Annotated in this window: 16 protein-coding genes and 1 pseudogene; 11 read left to right on the top strand and 6 right to left on the bottom strand. The window is 38.9% G+C overall.

From position 1 onward, the window contains the following. Nucleotides 1–171 (top strand): annotated as a pseudogene (locus BFP75_RS01550) (IS5 family transposase); the annotation flags it as partial. 221 nt (nt 172–392) lie between these two features. Here the strand turns inward: BFP75_RS01550 and BFP75_RS01545 are convergent. After that, nucleotides 393–1,454 (bottom strand): RHS repeat protein, encoded by a 1,062-nt coding sequence (locus BFP75_RS01545; protein ID WP_240531661.1) that lies wholly within the window; start codon nt 1,452–1,454, stop codon nt 393–395. Nucleotides 1,455–1,459: 5 nt separating this feature from the next. Continuing rightward, nucleotides 1,460–2,032, bottom strand: coding sequence for an REP-associated tyrosine transposase (locus BFP75_RS01540; protein WP_099542910.1), 573 nt, complete (start codon nt 2,030–2,032; stop codon nt 1,460–1,462). A gap of 548 nt (nt 2,033–2,580) precedes the next feature. Here BFP75_RS01540 and BFP75_RS01535 point away from each other — a divergent pair. From BFP75_RS01535 to BFP75_RS01525, 3 genes are all read left to right on the top strand, one after another. Then, nucleotides 2,581–3,216, top strand: coding sequence for a DUF1801 domain-containing protein (locus BFP75_RS01535; protein WP_099542909.1), 636 nt, complete (start codon nt 2,581–2,583; stop codon nt 3,214–3,216). Between the two features lie 39 nt (nt 3,217–3,255). Further along, on the top strand, nt 3,256–3,993 hold the full coding sequence (locus BFP75_RS01530; protein WP_099542908.1) for a sulfite exporter TauE/SafE family protein: 738 nt from the start codon (nt 3,256–3,258) through the stop codon (nt 3,991–3,993). Between the two features lie 86 nt (nt 3,994–4,079). Then, the gene (locus tag BFP75_RS01525) at nt 4,080–5,357 is read left to right on the top strand and encodes an ectonucleotide pyrophosphatase/phosphodiesterase (protein WP_099542907.1); all 1,278 of its coding nucleotides are present in this window, start codon (nt 4,080–4,082) and stop codon (nt 5,355–5,357) included. 12 nt (nt 5,358–5,369) lie between these two features. Here BFP75_RS01525 and gltX read toward each other — a convergent pair whose 3' ends face one another. Further along, complete coding sequence (gltX, locus tag BFP75_RS01520) at nt 5,370–6,893, bottom strand: glutamate--tRNA ligase (protein ID WP_099542906.1); 1,524 nt, start codon at nt 6,891–6,893, stop codon at nt 5,370–5,372. Between the two features lie 182 nt (nt 6,894–7,075). Between gltX and BFP75_RS01515 the strand changes: the two genes are divergently transcribed. From BFP75_RS01515 to BFP75_RS01495, 5 genes are all read left to right on the top strand, one after another. After that, the gene (locus tag BFP75_RS01515; protein ID WP_099542905.1) at nt 7,076–10,561 is read left to right on the top strand and encodes a phage holin family protein; all 3,486 of its coding nucleotides are present in this window, start codon (nt 7,076–7,078) and stop codon (nt 10,559–10,561) included. Further along, complete coding sequence (ybeY, locus tag BFP75_RS01510; RefSeq protein ID WP_099542904.1) at nt 10,554–10,973, top strand: rRNA maturation RNase YbeY; 420 nt, start codon at nt 10,554–10,556, stop codon at nt 10,971–10,973. Before BFP75_RS01515 ends, ybeY begins: the two co-directional genes overlap by 8 nt. A gap of 5 nt (nt 10,974–10,978) precedes the next feature. Next, nucleotides 10,979–12,847 (top strand): tRNA uridine-5-carboxymethylaminomethyl(34) synthesis enzyme MnmG, encoded by a 1,869-nt coding sequence (mnmG, locus tag BFP75_RS01505; protein WP_099542903.1) that lies wholly within the window; start codon nt 10,979–10,981, stop codon nt 12,845–12,847. 55 nt (nt 12,848–12,902) lie between these two features. Then, nucleotides 12,903–13,733, top strand: coding sequence for a class I SAM-dependent methyltransferase (locus tag BFP75_RS01500; RefSeq protein ID WP_099542902.1), 831 nt, complete (start codon nt 12,903–12,905; stop codon nt 13,731–13,733). Between the two features lie 202 nt (nt 13,734–13,935). Next, complete coding sequence (locus BFP75_RS01495; RefSeq protein WP_099542901.1) at nt 13,936–14,442, top strand: OmpH family outer membrane protein; 507 nt, start codon at nt 13,936–13,938, stop codon at nt 14,440–14,442. A gap of 48 nt (nt 14,443–14,490) precedes the next feature. Here BFP75_RS01495 and BFP75_RS01490 read toward each other — a convergent pair whose 3' ends face one another. From BFP75_RS01490 to rnr, 3 genes are all read right to left on the bottom strand, one after another. Then, a complete protein-coding gene (locus tag BFP75_RS01490) occupies nt 14,491–15,162 on the bottom strand; it encodes a LysE family translocator (protein ID WP_099542900.1) in 672 nt (223 codons plus the stop codon). Between the two features lie 7 nt (nt 15,163–15,169). Continuing rightward, a complete protein-coding gene (locus BFP75_RS01485) occupies nt 15,170–15,847 on the bottom strand; it encodes a head GIN domain-containing protein (protein WP_099542899.1) in 678 nt (225 codons plus the stop codon). Nucleotides 15,848–15,919: 72 nt separating this feature from the next. Further along, entirely contained in the window at nt 15,920–18,109 is a 2,190-nt protein-coding gene (rnr, locus tag BFP75_RS01480; RefSeq protein WP_099542898.1) for a ribonuclease R, read from the bottom strand. A 787-nt stretch (nt 18,110–18,896) separates the two neighbouring features. Between rnr and rpiB the strand changes: the two genes are divergently transcribed. Together rpiB and BFP75_RS01470 are read left to right on the top strand one after the other, a co-directional pair. Next, entirely contained in the window at nt 18,897–19,328 is a 432-nt protein-coding gene (gene rpiB, locus BFP75_RS01475) for a ribose 5-phosphate isomerase B (protein WP_099542897.1), read from the top strand. A gap of 11 nt (nt 19,329–19,339) precedes the next feature. Beyond that, complete coding sequence (locus tag BFP75_RS01470; RefSeq protein WP_099542896.1) at nt 19,340–20,260, top strand: cation diffusion facilitator family transporter; 921 nt, start codon at nt 19,340–19,342, stop codon at nt 20,258–20,260. The last annotated feature ends 59 nt before the right edge of the window (nt 20,261–20,319 follow it).

Genomic DNA, 20,319 nt, shown 5'->3' with positions numbered 1-20,319 from the left:
CTATACGATGAAAGATATGCCGTGGAAAGGGCGAATGCATGGATGGACAGCTACCGTTCCCTGCTCAACAGGTTCGATACGACCACCGAAAGCTGGAAAGGATTCAACTATTTGGCATTCATTGCGATAGCGTTGAAAAAATTCAAGAAAAAGAAAAAAATAAAAGTTTAAACCACTTCTATAATTAGATTTTTTAATATCTACCAAAACAAATCCAAAATCATGTCCATATGTGAATTCTTGCCTTTTTGTAATAATTCCATTGGCCTGTAAATTCAGTTGTTCTATTTTATTTCTTTTTAATCGATTATTTAGCTCACTATAAATAATTATTGCAATAAATAGGGAAATAATAAAAACTAACCACAATACTACTTTCTTTTGATTCATTTCTACTTATAAAATACAGAGTTTGGCATCATTCCTTTTGATAAATGATTTGATATTAAATCTAATGCTGTTCTATCTCGAGTCTTTCTTACATCAGGAGTTAGCAACCAGGTATTTCCAATTCTTACTTGAGCTTCAGCTGACACTTTACCACCTAAATTAAAACCAGCACCGACATTCAATCCAACCCAATTTCCAGGAGCAATAGTCAATCCGCCTGAAATATTGGCCCCAACCACCTCGGTAACTTCTAAATTCCCTGTAAGAGATCCATAAATACCGGTATAAGAACCTGGTGTAACATCAACGCCGGAAATATTATAGGCTATAAAAATATCTCCATTTAAACTTCCAGATCCTCCAATACCAGTGCCAACATTCGGTCCACCTTCAACAGATCCATAGGTATACCAATATCCTCCATAATCACCTCCAATAAACATGAGATTTGTACCTACTAGACCCCCACCCACACCATAAACGGCAGCCATTGCATCTCCATTCAGACTGGTATTATATCCAATAGCTAAACGCCCCCCAAATATTTGAAGTGTTTTTGGATTAAAGATACCACTCCAAAAATCATTAACTGCGGCAAATCTGGTTCCCACAACTTCACCGTCGACAACACTAGCGGCATTTCTGTAACCTGTTAATTTATTACCAGACCATTCATTTAGAAATCCTCCTTTAGCTTCATAATCCAAGGCTGCATTACTATTCCATCCTTTACCATCAATCCAATTATATAACTCTTCCCAAAATGCCCCATCTGAATCAATCCCATTAATCGGATTATTACCCATGCCCAAATACGGAGAACTATATTGATCGGCAGGATCCGTAGTCAACCAACGTCCTATTCTACTATCCCATAATCGAAGTTCAAAAGCTTCCTTGCCAGTCTCAGAATCCTTCTCTTGCCCCTGAAATGCATATCTGTAGGCTGCAGAATTTAAACTATTATTGGGTCCAGGCATCTGCATACCAAAGGGATAGTAATCCGCAAAACCTTGACCAATGGTACTGTTCCTGCTCCGCAGTAGTTGTACTACTGCGGTCACTAATCTCAAATAGTCCTCATTATTTGTGGCAACACTGTAACCTCTGGTAATACCGAGTTTGCTTCGACATAATTCGATGCGGACGAATACAACCAATATTCGGGCTTTGCAACAAATTTTTCCACCACCGGATTGTTATGTATGTAATTTATCTTGTCCCAGAGAAATTTTTCAGAATACAGTTCAATAGCATGATTACCGGTTTTCCAAAATTTGAAAACTTTACTTTTTAAATTGTTCTTAGCTGCATTCTTGAACAATTGGACAAAGTTCTCCCTTCTTGATTCGGGTTCGTTTATAATTTGGTTCAAAATGGTTCTTGCGGAATGTCTCTTGAAATCACGGATTGTACCACTTAGTTGATAGGGTTCATTACAGTTGGCAATCAAATGCAGATGATTGGTCATTATACAATACGCATATAAATTAAGTCCTTTGTGTGCCATACAATAACGCAACGATTCTATAATCGCCTGTTTGTGGTTCTTTCGCGTGAATACATCTGCCCAATCTACCACGGTCAGGGTCATATAATAAGAACCATTGGTCTTGATGGTATGTTTTACCACCTGTAGCATGAGCCAATTTAAGCAAACAAATTTAAGTTGTTGCCCTTTTCTTTAAGTGTGTCGTTCCGCAGCAGTAAAACTACTGCGGAGCGGGAGTTCGGGCAGCAGCTCTTCCCTTCATTTTCTTTTCTTGCATAAAGAAAACGAAGCAAAAGAAAGTGCACTTTCCAGTAGGAATTTTTACTTCGTAAAACCCATCTCGAAACTCGGCCGTTCCGCTTCACGGAACAGGTACCTTTCCGAGCTTTCTCGATGTATTCTTCTGGAAAGCAAACCTTACATTCAACTTTACATTTTCAATTTGTCCTTTCTAAAATTGAGCGTAATTACCTCTGTTACGTAAAAATGGCTCCCCTCCCTGAGTGGAGAGGGGTGTTCCGCCACAGCGGAGTTTTATTTATTTTGGACATTGGTCCTATTAACAAAGTGACTTTGTTTTGTGTAGCTTTACCCATATTCATTCAGATATAAATGACAGGGGTGAAGAAGTATTTGAGCCAAAACTGTATTCCCTCTCTTTCTTTATCTTGCGTCTTACATTCTATTCTGCTTAACATATGGATATCCGCGTTGATGATTATATTTCAAAACAAAGAAATTGGACGGCAGAAATTGAGCTTTTAAGGGAAATTCTGCTCGATTGTGGGTTGGAAGAAACCCTAAAATGGCGACAACCTTGCTATACTTTCAAAGGTAAAAACATACTAATTATTGGCTGCTTTAAGGACTTTTGCTGTCTTGGCTTTTTCAAGGGCGTACTTTTAAAGGACGCCGAAGGTATTCTAAAACAACAAGGGGAGAACACCCAATCTGCAAGAATCGTCCCATTTACCCATGTGGGCGATATCACACGGTTAAAACCGATTCTTAAGACTTATGTGTTAGAGGCCATTGAAATTGAAAAATCGGGTTTGAAAGTTGAATACCGTCAACCCGATGAAATGGAGTTTCCAAAGGAATTGGAGCGGACTTTCGAAAAAGATGTTGCCTTTGAATCCGCTTTTAAGAATCTAACGCCCGGAAGGCAGAAGGGATATCTGCTTTTCATTTCCGGGGCAAAACAGTCGGCCACAAGGGTTTCAGGAATAGAAAAACACAGGTCTCGCATCATGGCAGGGAAAGGCATACACGATTGTGTCTGTGGCCACTCCAAGAAAATGCCTTCTTGCGACGGTTCCCATAACTATATTTGAGTAAATTGGTAGCTTTAGGAACCTCCGAGATCCATCACCATGAACAAGCTCAACTATCTTTTCTTACTACTAGCTTTAGTTGCGGAAATAGTAGGTACTGTTGGTGGCTTTGGGTCTTCCGTCTTTTTTGTGCCTATTGGGAATTTTTTCTTTGATTTTCATTTTGTTTTGGGGCTTACCGCCCTATTCCATTTGTTCAGCAACGTAAGTAAAATTGTATTGTTCAAAAAAGGCCTGGACAAAAAATTGTTAATGAACATTGGTGTTCCATCGGTCATATTTGTAATTGTTGGAGGCTATTTGACAAAAATCGTGGATAGTTTCATCTTGGAAATTGTGCTTGCCCTGTTCTTGGTTGGTTTGAGCCTTTTGTTTCTGATCAAAAAGGATTTGGTAATCAATCCGAATAGGAAAAATGCCATTTCCGGGGGTGTTCTATCCGGATTTTCGGCCGGACTTTTGGGAACCGGGGGGGCCATCAGGGGGCTTACCATGGCCGCTTTCAACTTGGAAAAAAGTGTTTTTATCGCCACCTCTGCATTTATCGACTTCTTTATTGATTTTACTAGAACCTTTGTCTACTTCAACAATGGGTACATTCATAAGGAACATCTCATATACCTGCCTTTCTTGTTGGTCATTGGGGTCTCGGGCACGTATTTGGGAAAACGCATTCTCCATTTTATAGAACAGGACAAATTCAAAAATATCTCTTTACTCCTTATTTTGCTTATCGGAATTGTAACTTTGGCAAACGTGGTACTAAAAACATGGTAGTGTTTCTTTTCAAAAACAGGCTTTCTGTTTTGTTGCGTTTTGTAGATGGCCTATTTTAGACGGCATATGTTTTTATTGTTAAGCTTATGTCCCATGGAAATAAAATTTTAGGCCTATTCTTTTGCGTTGGTTTTGTGCTATTGTCCGCGTGCAAAAGCAGTTCCAAAACTATATCGGCACCAACTAAAAATTCCAAAACCTCCTTGGAAAAACCCTATGTTGTGCTGGTTTCCCTAGATGGTTTTCGGTGGGATTACGTAGCGCGTTTTAAACCTCCCTTTTTGTCCAAATTTATCCAAGACGGGGTACAAGCGGAGTCCTTAATTCCATCTTTTACTTCCAAAACTTTTCCAAATCACTACACCATAGCCACTGGTATGTGTCCTGATAAGCATGGGATTATCGGCAATAGCTTTTATAGCCATAAGAAAGACGAAATCTACCGTATCAACAGGCGGGAACTTGTGGAAGATGGTACATTTTATGGGGGCACACCCTTATGGATACAGGCGGGCAGGTCTGGAATGGTTACGGCAAGCTACTTTTTTGTAGGCTCAGAAGCCAATGTCCTTGGTTCTTGGCCTACTTATTATAAAAAGTATGATGAGGCCATAAAAAACGAGGAGAGGGTATCCGCCGTACTCCAATGGCTTGCTTTACCGGCAAAGAAAAGACCACATTTAATTACCATGTATTTCTCGGATATGGACGATACCGGACATCGTTTTGGGCCAAATGCCGATGCCGATCTGAAAAACACCCTAACGAAGTTGGACAAAAACCTAGAATTCCTATTTCAAGGGGTAAAAGCTACAGGCCTTCCCGTTAACATTATCATTGTTTCCGACCATGGAATGGCGGAGGTTCCCAAGGAGCACTATATAGCCAAGGATCCATTAAAAAACGATTCACACTACCAACTTGTTGATAATGGTGCCCTCCTAAATGTTCATTTAAAAAACAATCAGGATTTAGAGCAAGTGCTCACTTTACTTAGGCAAAAGGAAAACCATTTTAAGGTCTACAAAACATCGGAAACACCAGGTTTTGAGTACTCCCCAAAGAATCCGGACTGGGGACAAATACAGATAATCCCGGATTTTGGCTATTATTTTGCCCCACAAGAGAAAATCGAAACCACCATTTCAAAATCCAAGAGGCCTTTCGGGGTGCATGGCTATGACCCAAAACATAAAGAAATGCACGGAATCTTCTACGCCAACGGGCCCGGTTTTAAAAGCAGATTGGAAGTTGCTTCTTTTAAGAACATTCACATATACCCTTTGGTATGTAAAATCCTTGGTTTAGACGTTCCTTCAGATATAGACGGAAACCTAAAGGCCGTTCAAGAGGTTCTAAAATAGCCTATCAATAGGCTAGGCCAGGGCAGAAATCGCTTTGTTTATCCGGTCCAAACTTTCTTCCTTGCCGATCAAGGCCATAATGTCAAAAATATGCGGGCCTTTCATGTCGCCCACCAAAACAAGACGCAAGGGCGGCATGACCTTCCCAAAGGACAGTTCGTTTTCAGTAATCCAGGCTTTTACTACCGTTTCAACGTTTTCGGAGGAGAAATCCTTAATAGTATCCAACTCTTCCAACAACTCTTTCATAATTTGGCCGGTATCATCTTTCCATTGTTTTTTCACCGCCTTTTCGTCATACTCCGTAGGTGCTACAAAAAAATAATTGCTCAACTCCCAAAAATCGGAAACAAATGTGGCGCGGTCCTTTATGAGGGAAACCACTTTTTCCACATATGCCTTGGAGGGCGCCTCAATGTTTTTTTCGGATAGTAAGTCAGCAAATGATTCGGCCAACACGGCGTCGTCTTTTTGATGCATATACTGCTGATTATACCACTTGGTTTTATCCGGGTCGAACCGTGCTCCTGATTTGTTCACCCGCTCCAAGGAGAATGAATCTACTAGTTCTTCCAATGTAAACAACTCCTGTTCCGTGCCTGGATTCCAGCCCAACAAGGCCAAAAAGTTGACTACAGCTTCAGGAAAATATCCTGCTTCACGGTATCCCACAGACTCGTTCCACGACAATGGAAATACCGGAAATCCTCCCTTTTCTCCATCGCGTTTACTCAACTTGCCTTTTCCAACCGGTTTCATAATCAAAGGCAGGTGGGCAAATTGAGGGGCTTCCCATCCAAAAGCGTCATACAATTGCTGGTGCAAGGCCAATGAAGGTAACCACTCCTCGCCTCGAATAACATGGGAAATCTCCATCAAGTGGTCATCCACAATATTGGCCAAATGATAGGTAGGCATGCCATCACTCTTAAAGAGCACCTTATCGTCCAATATATTGGTGTCTATTTCAATATCTCCTCGGATAATGTCCTTAAGTTGAAGTTTTTCATCCGGAGGTGTTAAAAACCGAATCACATAATCCTCTCCTGTGGCTATTCTTTTTTGCACTTCTTCCGGCATAAGGGACAATGAATTGTCCAATTTGGGTCGGTTATGCCAATTATAAATAAAGGTTTTGCCCTTGGCTTCGTGGTCCTTACGGTGAAAATCGAGTTTTTCGGCAGTATCAAAAGCATAATACGCCTTTCCCCTTTCAATCAAATCCTCGGCAAACTTTTTATAAAGATGCTTCCGCTCGCTCTGTCTATACGGCCCATATTTTCCCAGTATGTTGCCTTTGGTGGTGGGTGAACTTGGGCCCTCGTCAAAGGGAATGCAGCACCAATTTAGGGAATCAATGATATATTGCTCCGCGCCTTCCACAAACCGATTTTGATCTGTATCCTCGATTCTAAGGATAAAATCGCCCTTGTGTTTTTTGGCAAAAAGGTAATTGAATAAGGCGGTCCTAACACCACCAATATGCAAGGGTCCCGTGGGACTAGGGGCAAAACGTACTCTTACTTTCTTTTTCATTTAGCAAAGGTATAAAAAGGGATCCTTAAGGGAAAGGGCTCATTTTGTGGTGGAAATAATTTTTATATAGGCTTCCCGTTTTCCATTTATAATCGTTAAGTAACGGATTAGGTGCCTTTTAACAAATTTTTTCTATCCTTAAAAACCAAAAGGGTATATCTTGGTATAAAAATCCATAGAAATTGCAGAATTACGACATCATATTAGAAAAATTAAACGATTTTATTCGAGGCCATTATACCCAGAAATTAATCAAAGGGGTTATCCTTTTTGTTGCTTTGGGTCTCTTCTTTTTTTTGGCGGTAGTGGGTGTTGAATTTGCGCTTTGGTTAAGTTCTACCGGAAGACTTGTGCTTTTTCTTGCTTTTTTGGGTATCGAAGGGTTTTTGCTCTACAAATACATTGGTATTCCCTTGTTTTATCTTTTTAAGTTAAAAAGGGGGATTACAACAAAAGACGCTTCACTCATGATTGGAAAACACTTTCCGGAGGTGGGCGATAAATTATTCAATCTCTTGGACCTAGCGGACCAACCGGAAAAATCAGAATTGTTGTTGGCCAGTATAGAACAACGATCAGAACAATTGAATACCGTGCCTTTCAAAAGGGCCATCAACACTAAGGAACCTCTAAAATATTTGAAGTTTACGCTATTGCCTTTGGTAATTTTAGGGTTGTTGTGGTTGTCAGGCAATTGGAATTCCTTTTTTGGAAGTTATTCCCGTGTAGTCAATTACAATCTTGCCTATGACCCTCCCGCGCCTTTTAGGTTCGAATTGTTGAATACGCAATTACAAGTCATAGAAAGTAAGCCCTTCACCTTCCAAGTGGCAACGGAAGGCTCGCTAAAACCGGATAATGTGTACGTTGTTTTTCAAGGCAAGGAAATCTTGTTACAGGAAGAAAATGGGGTGTTCCGGTATACCATGTCGCCTCCCATCACATCGGGGCGCTTCATGTTCAAAGGAAGCGGGCAACAGTCCAGGGAGTATGAGCTGGTAGTCTTGAAGGCGCCCGCCATTTCGGATTTTAACATGCGGTTAGAGTATCCTGCGTATATCAATAAACTTCCTGAGGTCATAAAAAGTACCGGAAATGCCGTAATACCCGAAGGAACCAAAATAACCTGGGAGATTAAAGGCCAAGACACCGATGAGATTAAACTCGTTGCAAAGGATACCTCAATGTTATTTCATAATGACGGGGACGATTTCAGCCTTTCCAAGAAAATCTATGCGAATTGGGACTATCAATTGGCCACCTCAAATACCAATATACGTGAATACGAGACTTTACACTATTCGTTTCAGGTAATTAAGGATGCGTATCCAACAGTTAAAGTGGAGCAGGTTTTGGACTCCCTTGAACCGAATGTTTCCTATTACTCTGGGGAGGCCACGGATGATTATGGGCTTAAAAAAATTGAACTGGTCTATTATGAACAAGGAAGGGAGCAAGACGAGAAATTTCTTGAGCTGAGCGGACCACAATCCAATTTTCATCCTTTCTACTATACGTTTCCCTCTGGTCTGAATTTGGAGGAAGGTAAGAAGTATGCGTTTTATTTTAAAGTTACGGATAATGATGCCATCCATGGAGGAAAATCAGTTAAAAGCACGCTGTTCTCTCAGGAAATTTTAGATAATAACCAACTGAAAAACAAAGAGTTGGAGTCTCAACAGTCGCTGATAAACAACTTGGATAAATCCTTGGAAAAGGCGGTCGAGCAACGTGATAACCTTAAGGAAATCAACGCTTTACAAAAAGAAAAAAACCGATTGGATTTTAATGACCAACGCCAGGTATCGGATTTTTTGGAAAAGCAGGAACGACAGGAGCAATTGATGGAAAAATTCAGCAGGGAACTAAAGGAAAATCTGGAAAAAGGGGAGCGGGACGACAAGTTAAACCAATTACTACAGGAGCGTTTGGAGCGCCAAGAAATAGAGGCCAGAAAAAATCAAAAGCTTTTGGAAGAGCTCAATAAAATTGCCGATAAAATCAACAAAGAGGAATTGACGCAACGTTTGGAGGAGCTTGGTAAAAAACAGCAAAACTCGGAGCGTAGCCTTGAACAGTTGTTAGAGTTGACAAAACGATATTACGTTACCGAAAAGGCCGCACAATTGGCAAGCGATCTGGAAAAGTTATCAGAAAAACAGCAAGCCCTTGCCGAAGAAGAAATTGACAAGGAATCCTCCGAACAGGAACAGAAAAAATTGAACAAGGAATTTGACAAAATCGCCAAAGATTTGGATGAATTGAAAAAAGACAATGCGGATTTAAAAAAACCAATGAATCTCAGTATCGACAAGGCGAAGGAAGCGGGAGTCAAAGAAAACCAAACTAACGCGTTGGAAGAAATTCAAAACCACGAAGACTCCAAAGAAAAGTCAGATAATGAAGGCATGGAAAAAAGTGCCAATAAGACCAAGCAAAATCAAAATTCAGCTGCACAAAAAATGAAGGAAATGAGTGAAGAGCTTGGGCAATCTTCAATGAGTGGGTCTTCCGGCAGTGATTCCATGGCAGAGGATGCAGAAATGCTGCGACAGATTTTGGACAACCTGATTATATTCTCGTTCAAACAAGAAAGTCTTTATGATAAACTGAGCGAACAAGACAGGCAAGACATTTCCTATTATTCCGAAACCGTTCGAAACCAGAACGAACTACGTAGCCTGTTTGAACACGTTGATGATAGTTTGTTTGCTCTTTCCTTGCGCCAAGCAGAGCTTTCAGAATTCGTAAACGAGCAGATTACAGAGGTGTACTATAACATAGATAAATCTCTGGAAAGTGTGGCGGAAGGACAAATATACCAAGGAGTATCCTATCAGAAATACGTTCTAACAGCATCGAACAGTCTTGCAGATTTTTTGGCACATGTACTTGAAAATATGCAGCAAAGCATGCAAATGGGCCAGGGGAGCGGTCAAAGTCAGGATGGTTTTCAGCTTTCGGACATCATTAAACAACAGCAGTCCCTTGGAGAAAAAATGGGCGAATCTGGTAGTCAGGGTCAATCAGGACAAGAAGGAAATCAAAAGGGAAATCAAGGTAAGGATGGAAATCAAGGGGGGAAACAAGGCAGTCAGGGACAAAATGGAAACCAGGGTCAACAAGGCAACGAGGGTAACGAAGGAAGTGGACAAGGCCAAAGTGGTCAGTCCGGTGAAGGCAAAAACGGTTCCAATGGGCAAAACCAAGATTTTGGAATCTCTCAAGACAGTGGAGGTATGAGCGAAAAAGAACTTCAGGAAATCTATGAAATCTATCAAGAGCAGCAGCGTATCAAGCAAGAACTGGAACAACAGTTACAAAATATGATCAACGAAGGAGATCGTAAGCTTGGAGAGAAACTTCTGCGTCAAATGGAAGATTTTCAAAACGACTTACTTGAAAACGGAATTACGCAACGTGCGCTCAGTAAGGCTAACACCATCGAATATGAATTATTGAAGTTAGAAAACGCCACTCTAAAACAAGGCAAAAAAACAGAACGGGAAAGCAATAGCAACAAAAAGGACTTTACAAATCCAATTATTACGAAACCCTCATTACTAGATAATTATCGCAATGAGATAGAAATTTTAAATAGACAAGCCTTACCTTTGCGCCAAAATTTTCAAAACAAGGTAAAAGAGTACTTCAAGGACAATGATTGAATTTCATTTTGAAACGAGTTTTATACTTTCCAATAGTGAAAAAGTCAAGCGCTGGGCTCACATTGTTTGTGCTTCTGAAGGATACACCATAGGTGTTTTGAACTTTGTGTTTTGCGACGATTCCTATTTGTTGGAAATAAATCAAAAATATCTACAGCACAACACACTTACTGATATCATAACGTTTGACTATACAACTGGTAAATCTATGTCTGGTGATATCTTTATTTCCATAGAGCGTGTTCAAGAAAATTCTCAAACCTATCAGGTTTCTTTTGAAAACGAATTGATACGCGTCATGTCCCATGGAATGCTTCACCTGGCGGGATATAAGGACAAGAAAGAAGAACACATTAAGGAAATGCGTTCCAAAGAAGATGAAAAAATAAAAATGTTCCACGTGGAACACTAGAAATTATGTTCGGAGAAATTTACGACGTTATTGTAGTAGGAGGGGGTCACGCTGGGGCAGAAGCAACTGCTGCAGCGGCTAACATGGGTTCAAAAACCTTGCTTGTGACGATGAACCTACAAACCATAGGCCAGATGTCGTGCAATCCGGCCATGGGCGGTATTGCAAAAGGGCAAATTGTAAGGGAAATAGACGCTTTGGGCGGGTATTCCGGTATCATTACTGATAAATCCGCAATACAATTTAAAATGTTGAACAAGTCCAAAGGGCCCGCTATGTGGAGTCCGCGGGCTCAAAGTGACCGAATGCGATTTGCAGAAGAATGGAGACTTGCATTGGAAAGAACCCCCAATGTTGATTTTTACCAGGAAATGGTTACAGGACTGCTAATCGAAAAAGATAAAGTCGTAGGGGTAAAAACATCCCTAGGAATAGAGATAAGAGGAAGAGCCGTTGTGCTAACCAACGGCACCTTTTTAAACGGTTTGATTCATATTGGTGAAAAACAGTTTGGCGGAGGAAGGGCCGGAGAAAAAGCTGCGACAGGAATAACAGAGCAACTTGTTGATTTAGGTTTTGAAAGTGGCCGAATGAAAACCGGCACACCTCCACGCGTTGATGGTCGGTCTTTGGACTATTCAAAAATGATTCCCCAGCCGGGAGATGAAAATCCTGAAAAATTCTCATATCTCAATACACCTAAACTAAAAAACCAAAGGGAATGTCACATGACCCATACCAGTACCCTAGTGCATGACTTACTTAGGGAAGGGTTTGATAGGTCACCCATGTTCAACGGAAGAATAAAAAGCATAGGTCCAAGATATTGCCCATCCATTGAAGATAAGATAAATCGCTTCGCCGATAAAGATTCCCATCAAATGTTCATCGAACCTGAAGGATGGCAAACAGTAGAAGTATATGTTAACGGTTTTTCAACATCTCTTCCAGAAGATGTACAATTCAAAGCACTACGCTCTGTAAAAGGCTTTGAAAAGGTAAAGTTCTTTAGACCTGGCTATGCCATAGAATACGATTATTTTCCACCTACTCAGCTAAAGCACACCTTGGAAACCAAGCTTGTTGAAAACCTATATTTTGCAGGTCAAATCAATGGAACAACCGGGTACGAGGAAGCAGCGTCCCAGGGTTTGATAGCAGGGATAAACGCACATTTAAAAATCAACGAACAAGAGCCATTTACATTGCAAAGAGATGAAGCTTATATTGGTGTTTTAATTGATGACTTAATAACCAAAGGAACTGAAGAACCTTATAGAATGTTCACCTCGCGTGCAGAATACAGAACACTATTGCGTCAAGACAATGCTGATTTAAGACTTACTCCAAAAGGATATGAAATAGGATTGGCCAAAGAGGACAGATTAATAAGAATGGAAGAAAAACTTGTAAAATCTGAAGCTTTTATAAACTTCTTTAAAACGACCAGTGTCCTTCCAGAACAAATCAACCCGATATTAGAAACAATAAATTCGGCCCTAATAAAACAATCGGATAAGATGTTCAAATTGTTCTCAAGACCCAAGGTTACCATGGACCATATGCTTAGTCTTGAACCAGTATCAGAATTTGTAACTACCCGTAATTTAGATAATGAGGTATTGGAACAAGCCGAGGTGCAAGTGAAATATTCAGGATATATAGAAAAGGAAAAGGTAAACGCTGATAAATTAAGCCGACTAGAGTCTGTTAAAATACCTCCAAATTTCGATTATAAAAAACTCAAATCACTGTCCTTTGAGGCACGTGAAAAATTGACCGCGGTTCAACCAGTAACGATATCACAAGCTTCTAGAATCAGTGGTGTTACACCAAGTGATGTAAGTGTTCTTTTGGTATACCTAGGTAGATAACCTTACATTGTTCCACGTGGAACGATCGAACCACCGTAAGTCAATAAATTGAATTATGATAGAATACATAAAAACAAAGGATCACTTTAACACACAAGAAATATTTGTGCTTGAGTATATTGAAGCTCTTGATTTACTCAAAACAAGTCCCTCCCCTAAAAACTTAGAAAAATATTATGCACACCAAGATTATATATCGCATACAGATAACAATAAAACTAAAATAGATAAAATCTATCAAAAGGTAAAAAATTATAGTTTAATAAAAAAGGTTCAGCTAATTAATAAATTAGATGTAAAAGAAAAACGAATATTGGATATAGGTGCCGGAACAGGTGATTTCCTAAAAATAGCTTCCAAAGACAAATGGAAGATAGAAGGAGTAGAACCAAATCAATACGCTAGACAAAAAGCATCGGAAAAAAATATCGTATTACAGGAAAGAATAGAAAAACTTAAAAATGAAAAATTTGACGTCATAACTCTTTGGCACGTCCTTGAACATCTTCCAGACCTGGAAAACCAAGTAAAAAAAATAAACAACCTATTAACAGAGAGAGGTTACCTAATAATAGCAGCACCTAATTATAAATCATACGATGCCCACTATTATAAAGACTATTGGGCCGCCTTCGATACCCCACGCCATTTATGGCACTTCTCCAAAAAATCAATCCAATTACTCTTTATTGAGCATAATATTAAACTCATTAAAACAAAACCCATGCTATTTGATTCCTTCTATGTTTCCCTTCTTTCGGAAAAATACAAGACTGGAAAAAACAATTATATGAAAGCGTTTTTAATAGGCCTAATTTCAAACATCAAAGGTTTGTTCACCAAAGAGTACTCATCCCACATTTATATACTCCAAAAGATCAAATAACTCCTTAGGATCCCTTATTTAAACTTAAAACAAAACAGTAAGGAAATCATAAGCTAATTGAAAAAAAATAGATCATAGAGCCTTAGAATAGGACTATATTAATAATAAAATACAATAAAAATTTAAAAAGTAATAAGAAACATCTATAACGCAATTATTAACAAAGCTTTCTTACTTTTGCGTCGAATTAATAAAATGAAAAATGAAAAAAATAATCTTTGGAATAGTATTGCTAACGATAGCTTCATGTACCCAGGAAAAAATTGGGTTTGTTGACAACGTAAAATTGATGAACGAATATCAAGAAAAAATTGATGTAGAAAATAAATTTAAGGAAAAGGCAGAAGCTCTAGGAAAAAAAAGGGACAGTATATCCCAAAAGTTCCAAGCAGAAGCTACCGAGTTTCAAACAAGGGCACAAAGCATGTCCCAAACAGCCGCGCAACAAGAATACGCCCAATTTCAACAAAGAGGGCAGCAAATGGGGCAACAACTACAAATGGAAGACCAGCAATTACAACTACAAGGTCAAACCGAAATGGACAGCATAGTCTCCAGAGTAAAAAAAGAAATCCAGGAATACGGAAAATCAAAAGGCTATAGCTATATTCTTGGAGGCGGAGAAGGTGGTAGTGTTCTCTATGGTAAAGAAACCTATGACATAACATCAGAAATCATTGAACTTCTAAATACCAAATACAAAAAATAATTCATCCTACACATACACTAGAAAAAAGGGCCAAGATTTGGCCCTTTTTTAGTAGCTAATGTTTTCGATCCTTGATTCAATATTGAACCGGCCATTTGGTATAAATCCCTTCACTATCAATACTAAACCACAAACAATCAAAATGATACCTATACCCTTTTTTATCAGTCGTATCCTAGACCCAGTCAATTTTCGCTTTAATTGCTTTGCCAATAAAATTTTAAACAAATCCGTAACAAAATAGGAGAGTATCATCGTGGTAAAAAATACACGGATGCGTGAAGGCTCATTATCCAAACTTGGACCCACAATAATTATAACACCTAACCAAAAAACGAGCACCCCGATATTTATAAAGTTCAAGAGAAACCCCTTCACTACAAGACCTAGATAATCACTCCTCTTTGATTTAATAGGTAATTTAGAAGTACGCGTACCACCACCATGCTTAAAGAAAATAGTAATCCCATAAACTAATAAAATAACACCTCCAAAAACGTAAAGCCCAGGTTGATTACTAAGATTTTCCAGTAATTGATAACTACTGAAATAGGCAATGGTAATAAAAACTATATCCGCTACAATGACTCCAAGGTCAAAGACCAATGCAGCTCGAAACCCTTTTATGGCACTTGTCTCGAGTAGTACGAAGAACACAGGACCAATCATAAAACTTAAAATAAAGCCTAATGGAATTGCTGCCTGTATGTCTTCCCACATATGAATACTACATTCGTTTTATACTACCTCCAAACACCGTTTTCTCTTCCAATTTAAGAGGATTGCCATAAACCAATACCTCACCACCTGCCTTCACGGCCGCTTTCACATACTCACTGGCATAAATCTCGGCCCTGGAACCTGCATTAACATTTACCGTAGAAAACTTAGTCTTCAATAACTTTCCTTCGTACACACCACCCGTGTTTATCTGCACGTCTTGAAGATTTGCAACACCTGAGGCCTTCACGATTCCACCTGACACGGATTTTATTAAAAGCTGTTCCACTTCCGTAGAAACATTTACTTCTCCCCCTTTTTGGGACTTTAATTCCAAGACATCCTGAACAATTGTATTTTTAGAAGTAATCCTAGCATCCTCGTTCACATCTATGACCATAATATCCTCCGTATAATACAAATCAACAAAGGTCTTATACCCACTAAAGAACTTTGTAATTTGCATTCTTATCTTTAAGATACCATCATTGTTTACAATAGCAACCTTATCTGTATTTTCACCAGAAATCACCGCTCTGTTCTCAGAAGACCTAATAAGATTAATGGAAATACCATCAAAACCCTTGACCTCTGCAAACTTCCCCAGGTTTTGGGTAATCTCATTATCTTGGGCGAACGAAGAATACCCAAAAAATAAACTCAATATAATTACAAAGTGCTTCATTTCGTAGGTTTCAAACCAGATAATGGAATCTTAATTTTAAATATTCAAATCAAACAAAATCCATTCCAAAAGCTATTCTTTCTTACCTAATAAGGAAAAATCGAGGTGTCTTTTTATAAGATCGCTACTCTTCACCATTACCCATACCTCATCTCCCAACTGATACATTTTTTTAGTACGTTCCCCAATTATGGCATACTGCTTATCATCAAAGATATAATAATCTCCCTTTATGTCCCTGATACGCACCATGCCCTCACACTTATTCTCAATAATCTCGACATAAACGCCCCATTCCGTAACGCCGCTGATTACACCTAAAAATTCTTCATCCTTATGGTCTTCCATAAATCGGATTTGCATGTACTTAATGCTATCCCTTTCGGCATTGGCGGCTAATGATTCCATATCGGAGGAATGCTTGCATTTTTCTTCATATTTATCGGCCTTGACAGAATTCCCACCATCCAGATAATGCTGCAATAGGCGATGTACCATAACATCTGGATACCTTCTAATTGGCGAAGTAAAATGGGTATAATAATCAAAGGCCAAGCCATAATGCCCAATATTGTCAACCGTATAGACGGCCTTGCTCATACTTCGTATCGCAAGGGTGTCAACCAAATTCTGTTCCTTTTGACCCTTTACATCCTCCAATAATTTGTTCAAGGAAGCACTGATCGACTTTTTATCCTTAAAATCCAACTTATGACCAAATCTGGAAACAATTCCGTTCAGTGCAATGAGCTTATCCTCATCCGGATCATCATGAACCCTATATACAAAAGATTTCTTAGGCTTCTTTTTACCAATAAATTGGGCTACCTTCCTATTTGCCAATAACATAAACTCTTCGATGAGCTTATTGGCATCTTTTGCTTCCTTAAAATAAACGCCAACCGGCTCATTATTTTCATTCAAATTGAAACGCACCTCAACCTTATCAAAAGAAATGGCGCCCTGGTTCATTCGTATCTCACGCATGATCTTGGCCAATGTATCCATCGCCAAGGTAGCCTCAACAATATTCTTCCCAACATCATAGGAATGACCCCGTATAGAAACATTTTCTGGAATGTGTCCCTTACATGTTTCAATAATATGTTGAGCCTCCTCATAGGCAAAACGTTCATTTGAGTTGATGACCGTCCTACCAAACCATTGGTTTTTGATACCGGCGTTGGTGTCCAATTCAAAAATGGCGGAAAAAGTATATTTTTCCTCATTAGGCCTTAGGGAACAAGCATTATTGGAAAGAACTTCAGGTAACATAGGAACCACACGATCTACCAAATATACGGAAGTAGCCCTATCGTACGCCTCATCATCCAGAATGGTATCAACCTCAAGATAATGGGAAACATCCGCAATATGAATCCCTATTTCATAATTTCCATTGTCCAAAACCGAAAAAGATAATGCATCATCAAAATCCTTGGCATCCTTGGGGTCAATCGTAAAAGTGAGCACATCCCGCATGTCCCTTCGTTTGGCAATCTCCTCTTCCTTAATACTGGTATCCAAACTATTGGCAAATTGTTGTACCTCTGTTGGAAATTCATAGGGAAGTCCATATTCTGCCAAGATAGAATGAATCTCCGTATTATGCTCCCCGGGTATACCTAGAACCTCGGTAATCTTTCCATATGGGGAATCTACCCCGTCCGGCCAATCCAAAAGTTCCACAATGACTTTCTCGCCATTCTTGGCACCATGCATATTTTCCTTCGTGATGAAAATATCCGTATACATCCTAAAATCGGTAGGTCGTACAAAAGCAAAGGTTTTTTGCATATCCACAATTCCAACGAAAGTATTTTTATTTCGCTCGAGAATGCGGACTATTTCACCTTCCAACTTTTTACTTTTCTTCCTTGGATGTATATACACCTCTACCACATCCCTATGGAAGGCTTTATTCAACTTATTAAAAGGGACAAAAACGTCATCTTCCAATCCTTCCACTATGATATAGGCGTTTCCTCTTCCTGTAACATCCACCGTACCCTTATGATAGGTTTTTACATCATCCAGGACCTGATAACTACCTTTGGACACCTCCTGTATTCGTTTTTTTTCCTTTAACTGTGTAAGTCTTTGGATAAGTGTATTTCTATCATGCGCATCTGTTACCCCTATCTTGGCAGCGATTTGTTTGTAGTTGAAACTTTTGCTAGGTTCCTTCTCCAATACTGTAAAAATCCCTTTGGTAATCTCGTTCTTCCTGTGATCTCTACTCTTCTTATTTCTTTTAGACATTAAAGTTTCTGTTTATTCGCTACACCTGTGACACATAACCGAGGCATATCCCGAAATTGTAAATTTTCTACTAAGAATAATACGTTTAATTCCCTTAGATAGTTTACCGGAAAATTACGAATTATAATCCAGTAGCGCGTGTTCGTTTGAAATCATAGTTGTTATCAACATATATTATATATTCATTTTTTTTTTTGAAATTTTAAAATAAAATGATGATTATGATAGGGTGTTAATAACGGGTAAAACTATTTTTAAAAATACTTGACTTTGTTAGATACTAATAGTTATTGACATACAATGAGTACAAAACTCTTCTAAAAATCAGTCTTTTAAAAAAGTTATTAAAATGGGTTCATAACCCATTTCAACATTCATTTTTTGATAAATTAATGTAAAGATAATGTTAACTACAAGTCCTGTTTATTTAAAAAGAGACTTACAGTTTGTAATATATTTTTTCGCTTTTTTCCTGGAAGGATTGTAATGGATATATCTAAGATGTAATGCAAATTTTAATTTGCATTTTTTTCAACAACTTATGAGTATGTAAATTGTGAAATACACCTACTAATGAACGACGATGAGGTGATTTTTAAAAATCTTTGTTGTAAACATATCATTTTTTGTGGTCACCATTTGTTAATTGTACCTTTATAGTCGTTCCCCAGACGCTTATAATAAAAGATTTATTAATTAAATGTATCATGGGATAGACCATAATATTCAAGAGTACCTCAAGGATTAATATTGGTGAATTCCCCGTGAACTTATAAATATTTAAAAAATGAAAATAGCTATAGGAAACGACCATGCCGGCACGGATTACAAACTTGCCGTTATAGGTCTCTTACGATCTATGGACATTGAAGTGGTCAACTATGGAACTGATGGATCAGATAGTGTTGATTACCCTGATTTTGTACATCCTGTTGCCCAAGATGTGGAAGACGGTAAAGTGGATTATGGTATTATTATCTGTGGTAGCGGAAACGGGGCTTCCATGACGGCCAATAAACATCAAAAGGTTAGGGCGGCATTATGCTGGACCAAGGAAATAGTGGAATTGGCCCGTGAACACAACAATGCAAATATATTAAGTCTTCCGGCACGGTACATAGCCTTACAGCAAGCACTTGAAATGGTAGAAGTGTTCTTAAAAACGCCTTTTGCCGGCGGAAGGCACGAAAGAAGGATAGAAAAGATTCCTTGTAGCTAACAAAGAGGTCCATGGGTCACGCGCACCATCATCACACGCATGGACATCCCCATCCAAAGGTAGAGGGCAAGAACCTTGTAACTTCAATATTACTGAATATTCTCATAACCGCTTCCCAAGTGGTAGGGGGAGTCATATCCGGAAGTCTTGCTTTACTATCCGATGCGCTTCATAATTTTAGTGATGTATTATCCCTTATTGTGAGTTATATAGCCAATGTACTTTCAAAAAGAAAAGCATCGGCAACCAAAACATTTGGCTATAAACGGGCGGAAATAATTGCGGCGTTTGTGAACTCGGCCACCTTGATTGTTGTTGCGTTTTTGTTGATAAAGGAAGCAGTAGAGCGATTTATACATCCAGAGGAAGTGGAATCCAACTTGGTCATTTGGCTCTCTATATTAGGTATCGCCGCCAATGGTTTCAGTGTGCTACTCATAAAAAAAGATTCGGATAAAAACATGAACATGAAATCTGCCTATTTGCATTTATTGACGGATATGTTGGCTTCCATAGCCGTTTTGATAGGTGGTCTGTTGATGAAGTTCTACGAAATCTATTGGGTTGATCCTTTGTTGACTTTACTTATAGCTGTATATCTCATCTTTATGGGTTTTGATCTTTTAAAGGATGCTACACGGGTGTTGATGTTGTTTACCCCCAATACCGTACAGGTACAACATATTGTGGATACCGTATCGAGAATAAAATCCGTTAGAAATGTGCATCATGTGCATGTATGGCAGTTAAACGAAAATGAAATTCATTTGGAGGCGCATATCGATTTTTCAGAGGATATTAAACTGTCCGAATTCGATAAGATTTTGGATGAAATAGAGGAAGTTGTTTACCATAAACACGGTATAAGCCACATAAACATTCAACCGGAATATGGAAAATGTGATGCAAAACATGTTGTCGTACAGGATTAATCCGATTATCAAGAGCTTTATATCTACGGTCGTATGTCAGAACAAGTGAATCATATATG

Origin of the sequence: Maribacter sp. 4G9, from assembly GCF_002742265.1 — a bacterium.
Taxonomy (GTDB): domain Bacteria; phylum Bacteroidota; class Bacteroidia; order Flavobacteriales; family Flavobacteriaceae; genus Maribacter.
This window is presented reverse-complemented; position numbering and strand designations above follow the sequence as displayed.

Bases quoted from the DNA above. Each gene is read 5' to 3' on its own strand.
- BFP75_RS01540 (WP_099542910.1), bottom strand. From the start codon at position 2,032: ATGCTACAGGTGGTAAAACATACCATCAAGACCAATGGTTCTTATTAT.
- BFP75_RS01535 (WP_099542909.1), top strand. From the start codon at position 2,581: ATGGATATCCGCGTTGATGATTATATTTCAAAACAAAGAAATTGGACG.
- BFP75_RS01530 (WP_099542908.1), top strand. From the start codon at position 3,256: ATGAACAAGCTCAACTATCTTTTCTTACTACTAGCTTTAGTTGCGGAA.
- BFP75_RS01525 (WP_099542907.1), top strand. From the start codon at position 4,080: ATGTCCCATGGAAATAAAATTTTAGGCCTATTCTTTTGCGTTGGTTTT.
- gltX (WP_099542906.1), bottom strand. From the start codon at position 6,893: ATGAAAAAGAAAGTAAGAGTACGTTTTGCCCCTAGTCCCACGGGACCC.
- ybeY (WP_099542904.1), top strand. From the start codon at position 10,554: ATGATTGAATTTCATTTTGAAACGAGTTTTATACTTTCCAATAGTGAA.
- mnmG (WP_099542903.1), top strand. From the start codon at position 10,979: ATGTTCGGAGAAATTTACGACGTTATTGTAGTAGGAGGGGGTCACGCT.
- BFP75_RS01500 (WP_099542902.1), top strand. From the start codon at position 12,903: ATGATAGAATACATAAAAACAAAGGATCACTTTAACACACAAGAAATA.
- BFP75_RS01495 (WP_099542901.1), top strand. From the start codon at position 13,936: ATGAAAAAAATAATCTTTGGAATAGTATTGCTAACGATAGCTTCATGT.
- BFP75_RS01490 (WP_099542900.1), bottom strand. From the start codon at position 15,162: ATGTGGGAAGACATACAGGCAGCAATTCCATTAGGCTTTATTTTAAGT.
- BFP75_RS01485 (WP_099542899.1), bottom strand. From the start codon at position 15,847: ATGAAGCACTTTGTAATTATATTGAGTTTATTTTTTGGGTATTCTTCG.
- rnr (WP_099542898.1), bottom strand. From the start codon at position 18,109: ATGTCTAAAAGAAATAAGAAGAGTAGAGATCACAGGAAGAACGAGATT.
- rpiB (WP_099542897.1), top strand. From the start codon at position 18,897: ATGAAAATAGCTATAGGAAACGACCATGCCGGCACGGATTACAAACTT.
- BFP75_RS01470 (WP_099542896.1), top strand. From the start codon at position 19,340: ATGGGTCACGCGCACCATCATCACACGCATGGACATCCCCATCCAAAG.